Here is a 20077-nt window from a genome sequence, read left to right on the forward strand (position 1 = left end):
ACTATTTTTTAACAAACCAATTGTATGAACATTTTAAAAAACACACCATCATCCCTTGAAAGCAACAGTGGTTTGCTGGTAAAGGGTGTGCATCGGCGCTCATTTCTCAAATGGGCTGGAGGAACGGCAGCGGCTACGTCGCTGATTTTGACGGGATGTAAAGAGGACGATCCAGTGATTGTGGCGGGAGAGGTGAATTTTGGTACTGGCGACAACGCGGTGTTGAATTATGCGTATGCATTGGAACAACTGGAAGCGGCTTTTTATCAGCGAGTTATCGAGTCTCAGTTCTCGGGAATTACCGCCGATGAAAGGTCTTTATTGACCGACATCAGGGACCATGAAATGGCACACCGCGAGTTTTTCAAGGCGGCTCTTGGGGTCAATGCCATTGGTGGATTGGAAGTGGATTTTAGTTCTATTGACTTCTCAAAACGTGAAAGTGTGTTGAATGCCGCGAAGACCTTTGAAGATTTGGGAGTGGCAGCTTACAACGGAGCGGGACGCTTCCTGACTTCGCCCGATTTGCTGGCCATTGCTGGAAAAATCGTGTCGGTAGAGGCACGTCATGCGGCCTATATCCGTGATTTAATCAACAACGGCACGTTTGCCGACAGCACCGTCATCGACGCCAACGGCTTGGAAATGTCCAAAGAGCCATCGGCAGTGTTAATGGCGGCGGCTCCATTTATCAAAACAAAAATCAACGCCGGTACATTGGCCTAACCAAGGGAACATCATGGATTTTTTGAAAATATTAAATATGATTGAGGAGCGTGACCCTGAAATGAGTGACCGCCTCAACAGTCGCCGCAAGGCACTGCGTGACTTTGCCGATTTAGGTAAAAAACTAACCATGGCGGCGGTGCCGCTGGCGGTAGGCAGTATGTTTCAGAAGGCTTACGGCCAATCGACCACCAATGTGGTGGATGTGCTCAACTACGCGCTTACCCTCGAATACCTTGAGTATCGTTTTTACGAAAAAGCGCTGGCAAGTGCGGGCTTGATTCCTGCGGGAGCGCCCACTGCGGCCATCACGACCATCATGAACCACGAAAAAGCGCACGTGAATTTTCTAAAAACGGCCATTACGGGAGCAGGTGGAACGCCAGTTGCAGAGCCAAAGTTTGACTTTTCTGGTGGGCAAGGTACTGGTACGGGGCCGTTTGCCACGGCTTTTACCAATTACCAATTGTTTTTGGCCGTTGCCCAATCGCTGGAAGATACAGGCGTTCGTGCTTACAAAGGACAAGCCCCCAATTTGGTACAGCAAAATGCCGTCCTCACCGCCGCGCTCAATATTCACTCGGTAGAAGCCCGTCATGCGGCTCATATCCGTATGATGCGGAAAGCCAATGGCGCTTCGGTCAAGCCGTGGATAACGGGTAAAGACAGTGGCATTGATAACGCCGTTGTTCAGGCCATTTATAATGGCGAAGAAAATACCACCCAAGCAGGGGTAGATGTCAAAACGCTCGGTGGCTTCTCGGCCAATGCCATCACTGAAGCATTTGACGAGCCATTGACCAAAGAGCAAGTACTGGCCGTGGCTACGTTGTTTATCGCTTCGTAGGTTTGAGTCAGAATCAGTACAAAAAAAGGGAGGCTTTCGAGTCTCCCTTTTTTTATACTTAAAAAATGAAATGTCGGGCGGCTTTTAAAAGTTAAGTACAAATACGTATGTTTCTTAGAATGCTGAGTAGTAGAACTGTATAGACAAATAATGACTTTTTGTCGATAAAATTATATTTTTTGTAGAATACGAAAATTCAAACTGTATGAATCTTTAATTATCTAAATAACTATTTTAAATTTTCTCATAATAGCCGAATTAAATTTTGAGTTAGCGCTTTTGGTCAGTAAGTTATGTTGACAATTAACCTAAACAACAAACTAAATGCCCATTATGAAGTGTTCTCTACTCATTCTTTTGCTTGGTTTGATTGGTATATCTACCTACGGACAAACCCGCAAGATTACCGGTAAAATTACCGATGCCGAAAATGGCTCCGTCCTACCTGGGGTCAACGTTTTGCTCAAAGGCACCAACACAGGGGCCAACTCTGACTCTGAAGGAAATTTCGCCCTCAGTGTGCCTTCTGGGGGAGGAATTCTGGTGGTTTCATTCATTGGAATGTCTACCCAAGAATTGCCCATTGGCGACCAAAGCAATTTTTTAATTAAGCTTAAAACCGATACCAAACAGCTCATGGAAGTGACCGTGACGGCGTTGGGTTTTGAGCAAAACAAAGACATCCAAGGCGCGACCTCCTCCAAAGTAACGGGCGTAGCCATAGCCCGAACGGGCGAAACGGGCGTTATCAACGGTTTGGCTGGTCGAGCCGCCGGGGTCCAAATCTCCCGTTCATCAGGTGACCCAGGCGCAGGCTCGTACATTCAAATACGTGGGCAAAGCACCATCACTGGCGATAATCAACCTTTGGTCATCATTGACGGGATTCCGATGAGCAATAGCAGCATTGGTGAATCGGCTGGTGGGGTACGCCAACAGTCGCGACTCAATGACCTGAATCCCAATGATATTGCGGATGTGCAGATTCTTAAAGGAGCCGCCGCTGCCTCTCTGTGGGGCTCGCGCGCGGCCAATGGGGTGATGGTGATTACGACCAAAAAAGGCCGGAACAGCAACAAAGTTGATATTTCGTTCAGCTCGTCGGTTTCCATTGATAAAGTAAATCTTTTGCACCCCATGCAAGACAAATACGGGCAGGGGGTCAACGGGGTTTTTAGCCCTACGGCCTCCAACTCGTGGGGGGATAAAATCGAAAACCGTTCGGGGGGCGCCGATGAATTCAACACCACGGGGCAGTATTTTGAAGCCCTAGACGGAACGAAGCATTATCCGATTACAAAGAAAAATTCCAAAGAAACCTACAACGATCAACGCATCAATCAGGTGTTCAGGACGGGATATTTTGTGGATAACAACATAAGCCTCAGTGGCGGAAATGAGCAGGGAACCTATTATTTGAGCGTGGGCGACCTGAACCAAAAAGGGATAATTCGCGGACAAAGTGACTATCGCAGGACTACCTTCCGCCTCAATGCCGACCGTAAGTTTGGAGATATGCTCTCACTTTCGACTAAGACCTCATACGTTAAATCTAAATCGAATCGAATCCAGACGGGGTCAAACGTCAACGGACTTTACTTGGGGATGGTACGCACGCCCCCTGATTTTGACGATACTGATTACAAAGGCTATTACTATTCTTCTCCTACGGCCGCCCCGATTTTGCGCCAACGGTCTTATCGTCGCTATTTGGGCAACGATAATCCCATTTATGATTCGCCGCTGTGGGTGATCAATGAGTTGCAAAACCCTACGCTCGTCGACCGTTTTATCACCGCCACCGAAATCAGTTTCAAGCCGCAGAAATGGTTTGAGTTGAAAGCACGCGGAGGGGTAGATTCTTATACCGATACGCGCAAAAGTTATTATCCAGTAGGCTCGGCAGGGAGCGCATTCACGGGAAGTTATACTGAAGAGATGTTTAAAGAAACCGAGCTTAACTTTGATGTGATAGCCCGCGCCGTGAAAGACATTACGCCTAATATTTCGGGGACGTATATTTTGGGTTGGAACGTCAACAATCGTGATTTTTTGAATTTGGGCTACTCAATGGTCAATTTCTTGATTCCCAATGGCCCGATGGATGCCAGCAACTCCACCGCAGCCAACCGCACTCCTTTTGACGAAGAGCGCCGGATTCGTACCACACGACTTTACAGCACTGCCAATTTTGGGTTTTATGATCAAGTTTATCTGAACCTCGGTGCGGCGGCGGAGTCGGGCTCTCCTTTTGGTGAAAAAACCGACCGAACCTTTCTGTATCCTTCGGTAGATATGGCGTGGCAGTTTACCAAACTAGACCCGTTGAGAGAAATCGGTTGGTTGAGTTTTGGCAAACTACGCGGGTCTTACGGCGTAGTGGGTGTACAGCCGCAACCGTACCGAAGTACGACCGATTTTGTGACGGCGGAGTTTTCGGGGGGCTGGGGCGGTACGGCCAGCGGCGTGGCGTACGGCAACGGTGCTTTTGTGCAGTCGTCGCAACAGGGAGATGCTTTTTTGCGTCCCGAACGTAAAACGGAGTGGGAAATCGGAAGCGATATGCGCTTCTTCAGAGACCGCCTTTCGCTGGGCTTTACGTATTATCGCAATACCATCAAAGACCTGCTACTAGAAGTGGCCGCCGCGCCGAGTACGGGTTTTACGAGTCGTTATACCAATGCCGGAACCATGTCTAACAAAGGTTGGGAAGGTGAAGTTTCGGCCGAGGTGTTTCGCCAAGGAGCGCTTGATATTCAACTCATTGGAAACATCAGTCGGAACATAAATCGGGTGGAAGATTTGGCGGGAACCGACCAGATTGTTTTGGGAGGATTTAGCACGCTTACCAGCTCAGTAGCTAAAGTTGGTTATTCATTATCAGCGCTTTATGGCGGAACGTATCTCCGTAAGGCCGACGGCTCATTGAGTTTGAACGCCAACGGTTTTCCGCAATTGGCACCTACCTACGGTGTGATTGGTGATCCTAATCCCAAATACCGGGCAGGTTTCGGAACCAATGTCAATTACAAAAACTTCTCGCTCAATGTGCTTTTTGAAACCTTCCAAGGCTCCACGTTTGCGCCCAATACCCAATCTGTTCTCTATAATTTCGGAACACACGCCGATGTAGGAAATGAAGTGACGATTCCCGCTGGCGGCCTCAAAAACTACGACGGAAAAGTGTTTGAAGCAGGCAGCGCAGTACGCGGCAATATTCAGGATTTTGGCGCAGGGCCCGTATTGCTTGATCAAGCTTGGTACACAACTTTGGGGCAGGGATTCAGTGCTTTGCAGGAACAATTCATGGTGGACGGCAGTTGGACCCGACTCCGCGAGGCTACCCTTGCCTACAACTGGCGCAGCCCTTGGTTGAAAGAAAAACTCAAATTGGGTTCGATTAGTGTATCGGCTACGGGGCGTAATTTATTGCTTTGGACGGATGTGGTGGGTATTGATCCCGAAACGTCGCTCAATGGTACTGGCAACGGTCGTGGTCAAGATTACTTCAACAACCCAGGCTCTAAATCGGTCGTTTTTTCGGTCAGAATCAATTACTGATAAAACAAATACGAGCCTTCCACATTTTTTAATCTCCAAAATGACACAAAAAATGAAAAAATATATTTCAACCGCCGCCCTTGCCATCACGTTGTCTCTGACGGCCTGCGACTCCCTCGTGAGTAATCTTAACGATGATTTAAACAACCCGACCGATGCGCCCGCAGAGCTGATGTTTACGGGTATTGAGTTGGCCGCGGCCTCGGTACACGAAGGCTACAACTCGCTTTTGTCGAGTATTTGGAGCGGCTATTACTTCGGTTATGACCGTCAGTGGGCCGATTTTCACGTTTACAACGTGGCGGGTTCTTATTTTGACGGCATGTGGAGTAGCAGCTATTACGGTATTCACCGCAATGCACGCCTGTTGTTGGCCAAAATTGAACCGCAGGGCGTCAAGGTTTTAGCGGGGATGACCAAAGTACTCATGGCCCACAACATCGGCACCATGACATCGCTTTACGGAGATATTCCTTTTTCGCAGGCGGCTCAATTGGAGGAATTTCCGAATGCAAAATATGATACCCAAACCGAAGTCTACGCTGGCGTGCAAAAACTGCTGGACGAAGCCATCAAAGACCTCGAAACGGGCGTGGGCGTACCGCGTGCCGGCACGGATGTGCTGCTGGGTGGTGATCCCAAAAAGTGGATTGAAGTGGCCTACACGCTCAAAGCCCGGTTTTATACCGATACCAAAGAGTACCCATTGGCGGCGGCCGCGGCGACAAAAGGCGTAAGCAAAGCCACCAATTCTATGTACATGCCGCACGGGGTTATTCAGGGACAAAATCAAAATTTTATTTATAACTTCTTGGCCGTGAGTAGGATTGGCGATGGGGCGGCCGTTACCAAAGCCAATGCGCCTTGTCATCTGTTAAAACTGATTGACCCCACGCTCACCACCACCTACCGGGGCAATGCCAAAACCGACGAAACCGCCCGTTTCAATTTTTATTATTTGCGTCAGGGGGTTAATGTGCCCAATCGGGTGGAGCCGAATACCCAAAAACGGGCCACGCAGGTAGGTTTTATGAGCGTAGATGCGTCGTTTCCGTTGGTGACGTTTCAGGAAAATAAACTAACTCAGGCCGAAATGGCCCTACGGGCGGGTAGTTTTGCGGATGCACTTGCGTATCTGAATGAATACCGGGCGTTTATGAACACGGGTGGCGGCTACATCAACAGTGTGACAGCCGCCAATTTTTCGTATAAATACCTGCCTTATGTAGAAGCTGATTTTGTAAAAGGAGGCATGGAAAATACCGACGGAATTGCCCAAAATGATGCCCTCATGCGGGAAATTTTGGAGGAGCGCTACGTGGCTTTTTATTGTCAAACCATCGGTTGGAACGACGAACGCCGCAATCGCACCAGCCCAACAGGGATAAAGTTGACTCCCAACGCGGGGGATAAATTGCCCATGCGTTTTATCTATTCACAAAACGAAATCAACGGAAATCCGCTTTCACCCAAACCTGTGCCGGGGGTGTTTGACGCGATGGCAATTTATAAATAAGCTCTTTTATTCGTAGTATTAGGAACGTTTGCCCCTTTGCTGATTCAGACCAGTAAATGGGCAAACGTGTTTCCACCCAAACCTTTTTATTTTCTGTATCTTAACCTGCTGCAAATGAAATTTTATACAATCGCATTTTTATTTTTTTCGATGCACGTCGCGGCCCAGCGTCTGGATTCCAAACAAATTACGGTCAATGAAGGAACCAATATGGCGATGGCGCTCTCGCCCGACGGCCAAACCATTGCCATTGATTTGCAGGGAACTATTTACACGCTTCCCGCCAAAGGTGGAGTGGCTAAATCACTGACCGATGGCATGGGCGACGACCGCCAACCCTGTTGGAGTACGGATGGGCAACGGGTTGCTTTTCAGTCGTATCGGGGTGGTACGTACCATATTTGGAGTGTAAATAAAGACGGAAAAGAGCTCAAACAACACACCTCTGGACCCTACGACCACCGCGAACCTTTCTGGGCACCCGATGGCAAAAGCATTGTTTGCTCATCGGACCGAAAAGGCAATTATGACATCTGGAAAATTGACCTTTCAACGGGTACCGCTACCGCGCTCACCACTCATTTGGAGCACGATTATACCCCTGCTTATTCGCCCGATGGCAAGACATTGGCTTTTGCGTCAAGTCGGGCCAATGGCGCGGGTATTTATCTGCTATTGGAGGATGGTACGGAAAAATTACTCGCTCCAGCGGGAAAAGGCACACCGAGCGCGCCCGCGTGGAGCAGAGATGGGAAATGGATTAGTTACCAATTATTGACTGTTGCCGAAACGTCGCTGTTGTCGGTCGAAGTGGCAACGGGCAAAATTGTTCCGTTGAGCAAAACGGGCGATGATGTGTTTCCTTTCCGGGCGGCGTGGGCGGCTAATGGGAGTATTTTGTATACTACTGACGGAAAAATCAAGCGGCGTGGTGACGAAGATGGTGGTAGCGTAGAAGTGCCGTTTCAGGTGACGATGACGGTCAGTACGCCCGTGTATCAACGAAAAATCTACGATTTTGACGGCCCTTCTTTAAAAACAGTAAAAGGCATTCGTAGCCCAGTGGTATCGCCTGATGGCAAGCAAGTGGCTTTTATTGCGCTCGGTGATGTGTGGCTGCTGACGATTGGCCTACCTAAACCCGTAAAGCTGACCGACGATGTGTATTATGAAACCGACTTGGCGTGGTCGCCAGATGGCGCAAAACTACTCTTTTCTGCCGACCGAACGGGCAACATGGATTTGTACACGTTGGAGCTTTCGACCCGAAAAGTCACTCAATTGACCCAAACATCTGACGATGAATTTCAGGGTTCGTGGTTGGCCGACGGCAAGAAGATTGCGTTCATGAAACAGGGCCTGCGCAATACGCTGGCCGTGGGAACGGTGCTGCAAATCATGGATTTGACCACTAATGTGACCAAAGCGGTCTACAAACCCATGTTTCAGCCAGGGCAGCCTTCGTGGTCGCCGAATGGAAAATACGTGTTGCTGGCGGCACTGGAAGCGTATTCTTCCAAGTTTCGTGAAGGGATAAGCAAGTTTTTATTGGTCAATTCCGAGAGCGGACAAGCGGTTAGTTTCGATACGCCCATACCCTACCAAACCCCCGCGATGCGCTACCGCAACGGCCCGACTTGGTCGCCCGATGGCACCAAACTGGCCTACGTCAAAGACGCTTTGCTGTGGGTCATTGATGTCAACGAAGACGGTCAATTTAAGGGTCAACCTCGCGCCGTTACGTCGGAGTTGGCCGAAGCGCCTACGTGGACGGGTGATTCAAAATCGTTGGTGTATGTGGCCACCGACCACCTTCGGAAAGTAGCCCTCGCCGACACTAGCAAGCAGGATATTCCGTTTGATTTGACGTGGACCAACGCCAAACCCAAAGGCACCGTCGTGATTCATGCAGGGCGGTTGTTTGACGGGAAAAATGAAAAATTACTTACCAACGTCGACTTGGTGGTGGAAGATAGTCGCATCAAAGCAATTCAACCGCACCGCACTAATTACCCCGCCAATTACCGCAAAGTAGATGCGTCCAACCTGACTGTGATGCCCGGATTGTTTGAAACCCATTCTCACCTCGATGCGCAGTTTGGTGAAAAAACGGGGCGGATTTGGTTGGCCTACGGCATTACGACGGTGCGTGAGCCGGGTTCTGACCCGTATGATGCCGTAGAGCAGCGTGAAGCATGGCACAGCGGTAAGCGCCCGGGGCCGTTTCACTTTTTGACGGGAGCCCTCACCGACGGTGGTCGCATTTATTACAACATGGCCACGGCCATCGGCTCCGAAGCACAGCTTAAACTCGAACTCAACCGCGCCAACCGATTGGGCTACGACCTTATCAAAACCTACGTGCGGATGCCCGATGAATGGCAGCAAAAAATCACCGAATATGCCCACCAAAACGGCATGACGGTATCGTCGCACGAGATTTTTCCTGCTGCCCGGTACGGCGTGGATGCGGTGGAGCACCTTGGCGCAACGAGTCGCCGGGGGTATTCGCCCAAGCTGACCTCAACGGCCCACAGCTATGACGATGTAGTGCAAATCATCAGTCAATCAAAAATGGTGATTACGCCTACATTGGCGCTTTCGGGTGGGTATTGGAGCACCATCACGAAAGATACGAGCCTGTTTGATACGCCGCAGTTTCGGCAATTGTATCCCGCCTATTACCGCGCTGGAATGTTGGAGACTGCCCAACAGATGAAAAGCCAGCCTTCGGCCATTGTGCTGAATTATGCCAATTCGGGCAAAGTTGCCAAGCGCCTGCTGGACAGCGGAGCGCGCATCACGAGCGGCACCGATTCGCCCATTATGCCCTACGGTACGAGCTTGCACGTAGAACTGTGGAGCTACGTAGAAAGCGGGTTTACGCCCTTTCAAGCCTTACAAACGTCGATGATTAATGCTGCAAAAAGCCTCAATGTTGATAAAGATTTGGGGACGTTGGAAGTGGGAAAAATTGCCAATATCAGCATCGTAGAAGGCAATCCTCTCCAAAATATTCATGATGCACAGCGCGTACGCTACGTGCTTGTCAATGGAAAAGTATATACGTTGGAAGAGTTGTTGAAACGGCCTTAAGCCGCATTTTTTCACACAAAGTCGCAGAGACGCAAAGAGTCTGTTTTCGGCGACTTTGCGTGAGTAAACTTAGTCTTGGGTCGTTTCTAAATCACATTCCATGCGGTACATATCGAAGCCTTCGGCCCAAAAATCTTCCACGATTTCTTTGAGTTCGAGACCGAATTTTTGATAAAAAGGATACACCAACTGCGACGTTCGGACCGAAATGGTTTTTATCCCTTCCATTTCCCTGATTCTTTCGATTCTGTACTTTGTCAAAGCACTGCCAATGCCTTTTCCTTGGTGGTCAGGATGTACAATATCCCAAGATATTTTGGCCGTGAGGCCGTCGTCGGCGAGGTTGATGCCGCCGCAACCAACCACCACGCCAGCTATCTCCACCACGTAATAGTATTCGACGTGGTGCGCTAAATAATACACTAAATCTTCCTCCTCGTCGGGCGAAAAGTACTCGGGGGTGTTGAGACGTAGGAGTTGGATAATCTGTTCTTGATCAGCACTTTTGTATTTTCTTATCTCCATTGGATGGGTATTTATTCGAGATGCTCTTTTTTGTAATTGCCAATGTGGATTTCACTTTCCTTTATTTTTTTGCTTTGTCTGAAATAGTTGACAGTACCCACGGTGAGAAGGCTGAATGAACACCCAAAGAAGAGGAGTTGAATGGACAAAGCGCTTTCTATTTTCAACAGACTTTTCATGCTTAGCCCAGCCACTAGAAAATACATCGACGTGCGCAAAAATGACAAAAAAGTGGATTGATTGGCCAAAATTGTTCGTTGGATGGCCAGTTTTTCCCGTAAAATCAGGTCCTTGTTTTGAGTGTTGTCCATTTTCTAGTGGCTGTTTTTTTTACTTGATAAGTTCTAAACGAACAGCGTTCCCCGAAACTGAAACCTGCTCTATATCGCCGACGGTTTGGGGTTGCACCAGTTTGCCGTTCAAAATCCATCGGGCATATTTGCCTTTGGGCTGGGCCAAAACGATTTTCCAATCGGCTGATTTTTGGTTGATATTAAACGTATCGCTGCCCGTCGTTTGTTTGAACGTAACCGAAATTTCATTTGTTCCGACGATCACATTTTCAATTTTTCCTTCTGTCAAGGCGGCAGGGAGCAGCGGCGAAAGCGTGATTTGTTTTTGGTAGGCGAGGGGCTTGATGCCAAAAAACTGCTTGATGATGGGCTCCCCAAAAGCGTACATGTTCCAGGCTTGGGTCATCATGCCGTAGTCGGGCGAAACCTCATAAATGGAGCCGGGAAACGCGTAACTAAACGACTTGGTCATCTTTTTGAGCAAATTATATGCCTCATTAGGGCGACCATAGTTGTTTTCGGCCACGGCTTGCACCCCCGTGGGTAGCGTCATGACGGCACCCGTGTAGGTAAATATTTTTTTGTCGGATACGGCTGCAAAAGAGCCTTCATCGGTGCCAGCTGTTTCGTCGCGGTCGATGCCCGTCACAAACATTCCGAAGGGGTTGGTAAATTTTTTGGCGGTTTCCAACGCCGCAAGGGCCTTTTCTTTGTCGGCAATGCCCATTTCCATCGGGGTATTGACGACCCAGTTGTGGTGCATCACAAATCCCTTTTTCAGGCCAGCTTCGTAAGTTTCAATTTTGGCTTTTGTGTCTTTGAGTTCTTTGACTGCCCAAGGTTTTTTGAGGGTATCGGCGCGCACGATGGCATCTTGGGCCAAATGCAATGCTTGTTCTTTGGTGCCGATAAAATCAGCATACGAGCCAAATTCTTCCACCCAAAAGTCTTTATTGATTTTTGCTTTGATGAGGTCTGCTTTGCCTTGGTAGTTTTTTACCAACGCATTCTTTCCCAAAATCGCCGCCATTTGGGCCGCATCGGCAAAGCCTTTTTGGGAGTAGGCCGCTACGTCAATCATCTCGGAATTCATGCCGTGAATCTCCATCATTCCAAAGCCATCGGGCAGCGAATTGCCGTCTTTGTCGTTTTCTTTGATGAGCCAATCCAGCCCTTTTTCAATGCCAGGAAAGTATTTGTTCAGAAATGCTCGGTCGCCCGTCCAGCAAAAAACATCCCAAATCAGGGACGCAAATTGTGGCGTTTCGTTGACGTTGCCCGGATTAAAAACCGCCCCATTCGTAGATACTTCATGAACGATTCGGCCGTTGCCGTTGGTCTTTTCGGAGATGCGATGGATGAGGTCAATCGTGCTGTAAGTCAGCGACTTTTGGCCAGTAGCAACCAGCCCTTTGAGGGTGTAGACCATGTCTCCACCAAACCACCACGGATAATCGGGCAGGCCTGCACTCACGCCCCGGCCTTGGCCCGCCACGTCGACGATGAGCCAGTCGGTGTTGTATTTGACCCAACGAAACGCCGTTTCAAGTTCTTTGTCGTTGAGCGTAATGCGGGATTTTTGATTGATTTGCTCAAATCTTGCTTTCTTTTTTGAAACCAACGCAAAGGCATTTTCGCGCACTTCCTTAAAGGCCTGAATGGCCTCGGCTTCGCTTTTGGAAGACCCCGCAATAATCAACGGAAAGCTAAAAACGCCATTCGGCGCGATTTCAAAGGTGTATTGGGTGCGGGTCGTTGAGGCGTTGGGCTTGGTGAGATTGGCTTCTGAAGTACTTGAGGGGGTTCCCTTTATGCTAGAACCATACACCGCATACCACGGATTGAGGGCGTCTTTGGCGACCCAAAAATTGTCCACCGAATGATAGGTCGCGGCATCTTTCCCGTCCACCATTCCGGTGCGCTCACCCAGCCAAACGGGCATGAGGTTGGAAATAGCTTTGAGGTCTAGCGTCACATTGAGTTTTTTGTTGGTCTTGTTTTTGACCAAAAACTCGACGTAGACCGCACTTTTTCCATCGGGTACAAATTGAAGGCGTTCGACGGTTATTTTTTCTGAAAAAGTATTGAAAATATGTTTGTTGCCAAACGGGTAATTGACAAACGCATCGGCCTTGGTGAGAGCTACGGTGGCACCGTCGGTGGTGACGCTCGCCTCAAAACCGTCCATGAGTTTGATGGGATGATGCCAAATGCCGCCCATTTCGCCTTTGACGTGCCAGCCCAAATCGGGAAACGTGCCGTTTTGGTGACCTACCATGTAGAGCCGGTCACCAGCGGTGTTGAAAGGACTATCGAGGTAGTTTGGTCGGCCAGTGATGCTTTCGGCATGGGCAAAAACGGGGGCAATGCTTTGCGGAATAACCTTTTGCGCGGGAAGGTAAAAGCTGATTCCTGACGCGAAAAAGAATCCAAGGAAGTGTTTATGTTTCATCATAGGTTTGAATAATTATCGCCCCTAAATTAGTATAATTACAGACACTCTACGCAAGGAGTTCAATTTGGAATAGCGTAGTTGACTTTCCATCTTATTTGTGTTACCCATAATTTGGTAATAGGCCATCGGCTTGTGTAATGTCCTATTTTTTGTACTTTTGACCTATTAAAATCTCTTTATAAAATATTGACGCTTCTTGTTACGAAAGTCCAAAAGGCTTTTGCTGGTTCGTTTTGTCTATTTGGATAAATACGGATGTAATTGTTTGCTCAAATTTTATAAAGAACGAGAATGAAAAATAATATAAAAATTGCAGTAATTGGCGGTACGGGTAAATCAGGGAAATACCTCGTAAAGCAACTAATAAATCAAGGGTTTCAACTCAAAATTCTTCTCAGAAACCCCGATAATTTTCCTATCAATAGCCCACTTATCGAAGTTGTTAAGGGTGATGTAACGATTTACAGCACCGTCGATACCTTGGTTAAAGGTTGTCACGCCGTAATTAGCACACTAGGTTTGGGAATTCCTCCAAGTGCACCTACCATCTTTAGCGAATCAACTGCCAATGTTATTCAGGCGATGAACAAGTATAATGTTCATCGTTATATCGTAACTACTGGGCTGAACGTGGATACTCCTTTGGATAATAAAAGCCCCAAAACAGCTTTCGCAACAGAATGGATGAGAAAAAAATATCCCATTTCAACGGCTAACAAGCAGTCTGAATTTGAGATTTTGACAAATAGTGAGGTTGATTGGACTTTAGTAAGACTTCCTTTAATTGAACAAACCGACGAATATGGTCAAATTCGTGTCAGTTTGGAAGATTGTCTTGGGGACAAAATAAGCGCGACAGATTTGGCACATTTTCTTATTCAACAGCTGTTTACCCAAACGTTTGTTAAAAAAGCGCCATTTATTGCCAGTGTCTAAATTTGCCAATAGTGAGTCTGAAAATGGCTCACTATTGTTCATTTTTACTTAATCCTCGATTGCCTCAATCCCAAGTTGCTTCAGTCGCGCAAGGTGCTCCTTCATGGCATTTAGCTGTTCGGGGGCGTGTCCTTGCCAATCGGTGACCTCGCCCGAGACCCGAAGCGGGCTCTTTGTACGATAAGACTTGGTTGGGTTGCCCGGGTATTTTTTGTCTGTCAGATTGGGGTCCTCTTCTATGGGGCCTGTTGGCTCTACGATGTAAATTCGGCCGGGTGCGTCGCCCAAAGCAAGTTCCGCTCCCCAGATTGCCGCATCCAAGGTGGCGGTTAGATAGACATAAGACGCCTTCTTGCCTTTACCATAGTTTGAATTGAAGCCAGGTTCAATCAGGTCTCCCTGCTTCAAATTGGCCTTCGTTCCATGATAAAATGTATGTAAACTCAGGTCTGGCTTGTCTTCACTGCTGTTTGTTTGCATTGTTATATTGCGATCAGTCAACCTTTTTGATTAGAATTCCTTTTTCCACACTTTCGTTGATTAAGTTCTCTGCATAGCTCCAAATGGATGCCGAACCGTTTTTAATTGCTTTTTTCTTATCGTAAACTTTTTGATAGGGGACATTGAATTCGGTCCAAGTACCGCCATTATTTGAGGTATTTTGTAGCAATGGTTCAAATCGGTCCATTGCTTTGGCAAATTTTGCTTCGTCGGTCACACCTTCTTCAAATTCTTTCCAAATGGCAATAAATTCTTCTGCTTGTTCGGCGGGTAAAAGCCCAAATATTCGGTTTGCGGCGATAAGTTCTTCGTCGGTATTTGTATGGTTTTTTTGAGCGTCGTAAATAAAAGCGTCGCCAGCGTCAATTTCTACGATGTCGTGAATTAAAACCATTTTTACAACTTTCAGCACGTCAATGGGTTTGTCTGAATGTTCGGCCAGCACAATTGTCATCATTGCTAAATGCCAACTATGTTCGGCGTCATTTTCGTGCCTATCGCTGTTGAATAATTTAGTTTTACGTTGAATGTATTTCAACTTGTCTATCTCTTTGATGAAACTTACTTGTTTTAATAAATTATCGGTCTGCATTGTTCAAGTGTGAGGTCATGGATATCATTCTTAATTTTCTACATCAATTCACCGAAAACTTCACGCCGCCCATGCTTTCTAGCAGTTTGAAAAAAGCGTTGGTGGGGGCTACGCGGTGGAGGCGAGATTGGAGTTTTATCTCGGTGCGGGTGAGGTTGTCTAATACCGAAACCGACAGCGAGCAGTTGCCGGGGTGCGCCTGCACGGCTTCGTTGAGCTTGGCCACCAACACTCCGTCGAGCAGGTCTAGATCCAACTGCAACCGAATCTCTTTGGTGAGTTTTTCGCGCACTTCGCTCAGTAGCTGCATCGAACTGATTTTAAACTCGTATTGGTCTTCTGACTTCCAGCGGTTTTGGATTTTGCCTTTCACAAACAGGAAGTGACCCGTTTGGATGTAGGCCGAAAACTTTACGAAATCTTCGCCGAAAAGCGCCATTTCCATCGAGCCGGCGTAGTCTTCCAGTTTGAAAATACAAAACGGATTGCCCGTTTTGGTGGTCCGAATCTGAAAACTGCTCACGATGCCCGCCACGGTCACGTCTTTGCCAAACAGCAGTGGCTTCCCGCCGATTTCGACGTTGACGGGCCCAGTGGTTTCGGGGCTTTCCTCGTCGCTCGTTTCGACGAGTTCGGAGGTGGCCATGACGCGGTCGAGCGTACAGGTACAGAAGTTGTCCAGTTCAAGCCTGAACATGTCGAGGGGGTGGCCAGAGATGTAGAAGCCTACCACGTCTTTTTCAAAACGCAACCGCTCAATATCGCCCCATGGCTCCACGTTGGGCGCTTTGGGCCGCGCAATGTCGGACCGACCGCCGCCAAATCCGCCAAACAGCGAGGCTTGGGCGTTGGATTTTTCGGCCTGCACGGCGTTGGCGTAGCGGATGAGCTTTTCGATGAGATTTTGTTGCTCCCCGTCTATCGTCGTAAAATATTGCGCGCGGTGGAAGTCCTCAAACAAATCAAACGCCCCCGCGTAGGCCAACGATTCAATGGTTTTCTTGTTGACCGTCCGCAAGTTGACGCGGGTCATAAAATCATAAATATCTTTGTAAGGGCCGTTTTTGTCGCGCTCCTCGATGATGCTTTCCACGGCGGCGTCGCCCGTGCCTTTGATACCGCCCAGCCCAAAGCGAATCTCGCCGCGTTTGTTGACACCAAATCGCCGCTCAGATTCGTTGACGTCGGGGCCGAGTACCGACAGGCCGATGGCCTTACATTCCTCCAAAAAGAAGGTAAGTTTTTCGATGTTGCCCAACGAACTCGTCATCACCGCCGCCATGTATTCCGACGGATAGTGCGATTTGAGGTAGGCTGTTTGGTAGGCCACAAACGCGTAGCAGGTCGAGTGCGATTTGTTGAAGGCATACGACGCAAAGGCTTCCCAGTCGGTCCAAACTTTGTCGAGTTTCTTTTCGTCGAGGCCATTTTTCTTACCGCCCTCCACAAACTTACTCTTCATTTTGTTCAAGACTTCAATTTGCTTTTTACCCATTGCCTTCCGCAAAACGTCGGCGTCGCCTTTCGTAAAATTGGCTAGCTTTTGCGAGAGAAGCATGATCTGTTCTTGATAGGTACAGTTGTGAAGAATGATGTTGTTACCCACAAAATTGTGGATTCCTGCTACCGTAATGTCATAAACTTTTTCCGTACCGATTGACCGAATTTCAGTAATTTCCTCCCAACGAACATTTAAAATCCGCGAAGTGCGTTCGAGCGGAAGTTGTTTGGTGAGCGGCAAAACGGCACTACGACTAATGCGAGGACATTTTTCAATCTTATGGGGTAAAAGATGCTGACGGTCAAAACCGTATTTTTCCATTAGCCCTCGTCCTGACCCTTTCCAAACTTGCCCCAATTCATCTAAAAATAATTGTCTTGAAATAGAATCGTGTACTTCGTGACCCGTTAATTTTACCTCTTTCATTGATTTCACAACCAAATGAGGGGCAATGAACTCAGCAAATGATTTCAAGTTATAGACCGTCACTTGGTAAGCGGTCATTTCTTGGTCACGGCGATTATTATGATAATGAGATTCGTAAGTGGTACTATATATTCCTAACCGTAAAAGTAAGGTCTTGACGTCGTTGGCCAATCGTGGCGAAATGGTTTTGAAATGGCATAAATCATGGGCAATATGACCATCGCAATCCCAAAGTGATGCCAAGAAAAAAGCAATCCTATCTTCCGAAAGGCCAAAAATAAACTCAGGCACAAATTTTTCGTCTGAACGACAACCGCCTTTCATTGTTTTTAATCCCCATTCACGTAGTTGAAGTACCAACGAATTGGTTTCGTGGTAATGCGTTTTCTCAGTGCCTGCCACCATCACACGGGTTACGTCTCGTACTTGTTGTAACGTGCGGGCTTCCACGCGTTCAAAGGCATTCAGGCTATCGGTATAAGCATGAATCAGTTCGGGGGATTTTGAAACAAAATCGGCAGTAGCACCACAACCACTCAATGAGCCATCGGCTAAAATGTAGGCCAAAACGCGCAGTTTGTCACGGTCGTATTCCTTTTCATTTTCTACCAGCAATTTTCGAGGTGTAGCAATGGCACTTCCTACACCTAATTCTCCTGCTTTACGCCAGCCTGTTTCGGTCAAAACTTGGTGGTCGGCGGTAAGTTTCACGCGACTACCATTTTTTAATGTAAGTTCTAACACTTCTTTTTCACCGTTGCAGACCCAATGGGTAATAGGGGCGCTTTCGGGCTGCAAAGCTTCGTTTACTCCCTGTACCCAGAACGTGCCTACACGGTGCTGAAGGCTATCAATACGTACTCTTTCTCCCGTTTTAGCATCATGAATGAGCGTATCGCCTGTCACACAAATCCCATAGGTATCTGCCAAGTATTCTTCCATTTCGGGAAGGTCATACTCTACCTTTTCACGTCCATGTTTACGATTAATAAAGTTGGGAATATAAGCAATTGGCCCAGGACGATAGAGGGCGTTCATGGCGATGAGGTCTTCAAAACGGTCGGGTTTTAGCTCGCGCATGTATTTTTTCATGCCGTCGGATTCAAACTGGAACACGGCGTTGGTATCACCGCGTTGGAAGAGTTCAAAAACTTTGGGGTCGTCGAGCGGAATATAGTCGATGTCGATTTTGACGCCGTGGTTGGCCTCAATCATGCGCAGGGCTTCTTTGATGATGGTGAGGTTGCGCAACCCCAAAAAGTCCATTTTAATAACGCCCGCATCTTCAATGATTTTTCCTTCGTACTGCGTAATGAGCAATTCTGATTCTTTTGATGTACTAACGGGAATCAGATTGGTCAAATCCTCGGGCGCAATGATAATCCCTGCCGCGTGAATACCCACGTTGCGGACGGTGCCTTCCAGCTTCTGCGCCTCCTTCAATACTCTGGCAGTGAGGTCGTTGCCTTTGAGCATTTCGCGCAGTTTTTTCAGGTTTTCGACCTCATCGGGCGAAATGACTTCCGCCATTTTTTCGATGGGTACATTAAAAACCTTGTTCAGGTTCATGTTGTAAGTAGGCTTATCAGGCACCAACTTCACCACGGCATTGGCTTCGGCCAGCGGCAGGTCCATGACCCGCGCCACGTCTTTGATGGACGATTTGGCGGCCATGGTGCCGTAGGTAATGATTTGCGCTACTTGGTTTTTGCCGTATTTCTGCACCACATAATCAATCACTTTTTGGCGGCCTTCGTCGTCGAAGTCCGTATCAATATCGGGCATGGAGATACGGTCGGGATTGAGAAAACGCTCAAACAGCAGGTCGTACTTGATGGGGTCGATGTTGGTGATACCAATCGCGTAGGCCACCGCGCTCCCCGCCGCCGAGCCGCGCCCAGGGCCGATGAGTACGCCCATGTCGCGGCCCGCCTGAATGAAGTCGGCCACGATGAGGAAGTAGCCAGGGAAACCCATGTTTTTGATGGTGTTCAACTCAAAGTTGAGGCGCTCTTCAATTTCGGGCGTAATCTCTTTGTATTTCTTCCGTGCGCCTTCAAAGGTCCAGTGTTTGAGGTATTCCCACTGATTGAGGACGTCGGCGGTGAGTTCTTTCATCTTGCCGTTGAAGTCAATCATTTGAGAAATAGTGTGCTTCTTAAATTCTTCTGGAATGGGGAAGTTGGGCAGCAGAATGTCGCGGTTGAGCTTCAGTAATTCTACTTTATCCACGATTTCCTGCGTATTGTCCAGCGATTCGGGTAGGTCGCTGAACGTCTTGAGCATTTCGGATTTGGTTTTGAAATAAAATTCATCGTTGAAAAACGCAAAGCGGGTGCCTTTGGGCATCGGATTGGCGTCGTCAAAATCCTTATTGGTGGGGGTGGCTTGTTTATCGCCGGTGTTTACACAGAGCAAAATATCGTGCGCGTTGGCATCGTCTTGTTCTACATAGTGGCTGTCGTTGGAACATATCACCTTGACGTTGAACTCTTTGGCGTATTTGAGTAGTGCGTCGTTGGCAATGATTTGGTCGCGTATACCGTGACGTTGAATTTCTACGTAGTAGTCGTCACCGAATAAATCCAACCACCATTTAAACTCTTGTCGCCCAGCTTCTTCCCCTTTTTTGATGATGGCCTGCGGCACACTTGCCCCAATGCAGCAGGTAGTGGCGATAAGTCCTTTGTGGTATTTTACCAACAGTTCTTTGTCGATACGCGGGTACTTGCCATACATCCCTTCAATGAACCCCAGCGAGCAAAGTTTGGCTAAGTTGCGGTAGCCTTCGGCGTTTTTGGCCAGTAGCAGTTGGTGGCGGCGTACGTCTTTTTGTTCTTTGGTAAACTGCTTTTTGTGGCGGTCTTCCACCAAATAAAACTCACAGCCCACAATGGGCTTGATGCCCGTTTTGTGGCCTTCGGCCACGAATTCAAACACACCGAACATGTTGCCGTGGTCGGTGATGGCAATGGCGGGCATCTCGTCGGCTTTGGCTTTCTTAAACAGCTTTTTAATATCGGCCGCGCCGTCGAGTAGGGAGTATTGGGTATGGCAGTGGAGGTGGGAGAATTGCATGTTGGGGTATTAATCAATGTTTTT

At 48.0% G+C, this 20077-nt stretch carries 12 protein-coding genes; 6 read left to right on the top strand and 6 right to left on the bottom strand.

Going from position 1 to position 20077, the window contains the following annotated elements; genetic code table 11:
• The first annotated feature begins 24 nt into the window (after window positions 1-24).
• The 5 genes from NCI00_RS15865 to NCI00_RS15885 all read left to right on the top strand — a co-directional run bounded on the left by NCI00_RS15865 (window position 25) and on the right by NCI00_RS15885 (window position 9746).
• On the top strand, window positions 25-726 hold the full coding sequence (locus NCI00_RS15865; protein ID WP_253529111.1) for a ferritin-like domain-containing protein: 702 nt from the start codon (window positions 25-27) through the stop codon (window positions 724-726).
• Between the two features lie 13 nt (window positions 727-739).
• Entirely contained in the window at window positions 740-1573 is an 834-nt protein-coding gene (locus tag NCI00_RS15870; protein ID WP_253529112.1) for a ferritin-like domain-containing protein, read from the top strand.
• Between the two features lie 333 nt (window positions 1574-1906).
• The gene (locus tag NCI00_RS15875; RefSeq protein ID WP_253529114.1) at window positions 1907-5134 is read left to right on the top strand and encodes a SusC/RagA family TonB-linked outer membrane protein; all 3228 of its coding nucleotides are present in this window, start codon (window positions 1907-1909) and stop codon (window positions 5132-5134) included.
• Between the two features lie 52 nt (window positions 5135-5186).
• Entirely contained in the window at window positions 5187-6650 is a 1464-nt protein-coding gene (locus NCI00_RS15880; RefSeq protein ID WP_253529116.1) for a SusD/RagB family nutrient-binding outer membrane lipoprotein, read from the top strand.
• Between the two features lie 114 nt (window positions 6651-6764).
• Window positions 6765-9746, top strand: coding sequence for an amidohydrolase family protein (locus NCI00_RS15885; protein WP_253529117.1), 2982 nt, complete (start codon window positions 6765-6767; stop codon window positions 9744-9746).
• Window positions 9747-9815: 69 nt separating this feature from the next.
• On the opposite strand, the gene NCI00_RS15890 is transcribed toward NCI00_RS15885, so the two are convergent.
• From NCI00_RS15890 to NCI00_RS15900, 3 genes are read right to left on the bottom strand one after another with little or no spacing between them, the layout of a single operon-like run.
• Window positions 9816-10271 carry a GNAT family N-acetyltransferase gene (locus tag NCI00_RS15890; protein WP_253529118.1) on the bottom strand — a complete coding sequence of 152 codons (456 nt, stop codon included), beginning with the start codon at window positions 10269-10271 and terminating at the stop codon, window positions 9816-9818.
• Window positions 10272-10282: 11 nt separating this feature from the next.
• Window positions 10283-10582: a DUF202 domain-containing protein gene (locus NCI00_RS15895; protein WP_253529119.1), complete on the bottom strand. Its 300-nt coding sequence runs from the start codon at window positions 10580-10582 to the stop codon at window positions 10283-10285.
• Window positions 10583-10601: 19 nt separating this feature from the next.
• Window positions 10602-13019 carry an alpha-L-rhamnosidase-related protein gene (locus tag NCI00_RS15900; protein ID WP_253529120.1) on the bottom strand — a complete coding sequence of 806 codons (2418 nt, stop codon included), beginning with the start codon at window positions 13017-13019 and terminating at the stop codon, window positions 10602-10604.
• A 291-nt stretch (window positions 13020-13310) separates the two neighbouring features.
• On the opposite strand from NCI00_RS15900, the gene NCI00_RS15905 reads away from it, so the two are divergent.
• Window positions 13311-13955, top strand: coding sequence for an NAD(P)-dependent oxidoreductase (locus NCI00_RS15905; protein WP_166560623.1), 645 nt, complete (start codon window positions 13311-13313; stop codon window positions 13953-13955).
• 48 nt (window positions 13956-14003) lie between these two features.
• Here the strand turns inward: NCI00_RS15905 and arr are convergent, their stop codons facing one another.
• From arr to dnaE, 3 genes are read right to left on the bottom strand one after another with little or no spacing between them, the layout of a single operon-like run.
• Complete coding sequence (gene arr, locus NCI00_RS15910) at window positions 14004-14435, bottom strand: NAD(+)--rifampin ADP-ribosyltransferase (protein ID WP_253529121.1); 432 nt, start codon at window positions 14433-14435, stop codon at window positions 14004-14006.
• A 13-nt stretch (window positions 14436-14448) separates the two neighbouring features.
• Window positions 14449-15048, bottom strand: coding sequence for an HD domain-containing protein (locus tag NCI00_RS15915; RefSeq protein WP_253529123.1), 600 nt, complete (start codon window positions 15046-15048; stop codon window positions 14449-14451).
• Between the two features lie 43 nt (window positions 15049-15091).
• On the bottom strand, window positions 15092-20053 hold the full coding sequence (gene dnaE / locus NCI00_RS15920) for a DNA polymerase III subunit alpha (protein WP_253529126.1): 4962 nt from the start codon (window positions 20051-20053) through the stop codon (window positions 15092-15094).
• Window positions 20054-20077: the final 24 nt, after the last annotated feature.

Origin of the sequence: Runella salmonicolor, assembly GCF_024158025.1 — a bacterium.
Classification (GTDB): domain Bacteria; phylum Bacteroidota; class Bacteroidia; order Cytophagales; family Spirosomataceae; genus Runella; species Runella salmonicolor.

Bases quoted from the DNA above. Each gene is read 5' to 3' on its own strand.
- NCI00_RS15870 (WP_253529112.1), top strand. From the start codon at position 740: ATGGATTTTTTGAAAATATTAAATATGATTGAGGAGCGTGACCCTGAA.
- NCI00_RS15880 (WP_253529116.1), top strand. From the start codon at position 5,187: ATGAAAAAATATATTTCAACCGCCGCCCTTGCCATCACGTTGTCTCTG.
- NCI00_RS15915 (WP_253529123.1), bottom strand. From the start codon at position 15,048: ATGCAGACCGATAATTTATTAAAACAAGTAAGTTTCATCAAAGAGATA.
- NCI00_RS15905 (WP_166560623.1), top strand. From the start codon at position 13,311: ATGAAAAATAATATAAAAATTGCAGTAATTGGCGGTACGGGTAAATCA.
- dnaE (WP_253529126.1), bottom strand. From the start codon at position 20,053: ATGCAATTCTCCCACCTCCACTGCCATACCCAATACTCCCTACTCGAC.
- NCI00_RS15875 (WP_253529114.1), top strand. From the start codon at position 1,907: ATGAAGTGTTCTCTACTCATTCTTTTGCTTGGTTTGATTGGTATATCT.
- arr (WP_253529121.1), bottom strand. From the start codon at position 14,435: ATGCAAACAAACAGCAGTGAAGACAAGCCAGACCTGAGTTTACATACA.
- NCI00_RS15890 (WP_253529118.1), bottom strand. From the start codon at position 10,271: ATGGAGATAAGAAAATACAAAAGTGCTGATCAAGAACAGATTATCCAA.
- NCI00_RS15895 (WP_253529119.1), bottom strand. From the start codon at position 10,582: ATGGACAACACTCAAAACAAGGACCTGATTTTACGGGAAAAACTGGCC.
- NCI00_RS15885 (WP_253529117.1), top strand. From the start codon at position 6,765: ATGAAATTTTATACAATCGCATTTTTATTTTTTTCGATGCACGTCGCG.
- NCI00_RS15865 (WP_253529111.1), top strand. From the start codon at position 25: ATGAACATTTTAAAAAACACACCATCATCCCTTGAAAGCAACAGTGGT.
- NCI00_RS15900 (WP_253529120.1), bottom strand. From the start codon at position 13,019: ATGATGAAACATAAACACTTCCTTGGATTCTTTTTCGCGTCAGGAATC.